At 45.3% G+C, this 287-nt stretch carries 1 protein-coding gene; it reads right to left on the reverse strand.

Annotated features, from left to right (window positions below):
* Positions 1 to 287 (reverse strand): PAS domain-containing protein (locus ACNKXV_RS14505; RefSeq protein ID WP_417908411.1); only part of this gene is annotated, 287 nt, incomplete at both ends.

Below are 287 nucleotides of genomic sequence, written 5' to 3' on the forward strand. Positions count from 1 at the left end.
CTTAAATAGACTATATCTGCTTCTCTGAGTTTCTCGGCTGTGATATCTACCATGACGCCGATGATCTTGACCAAATTTCCGTTTGAATCGAACTCCGGCTCTGCTTGCCATCTTATGATTCGAAGCTCGCCATCGCAAACCCGGTGTATTTTCAGTTCCACTACCGAGCAGCTTTTCGTTTCGATGATGAACCGCGTCGCCTGATGCATTCTTTCATATTCATCAGGTCCTGTGACCATCATCAGATCTGTCTTTTTAACATAAGGAGACTCCTGATCGATCCCCAT

Source organism: Christiangramia aquimixticola (genome assembly GCF_048285835.1).
Taxonomy (GTDB): domain Bacteria; phylum Bacteroidota; class Bacteroidia; order Flavobacteriales; family Flavobacteriaceae; genus Christiangramia; species Christiangramia aquimixticola.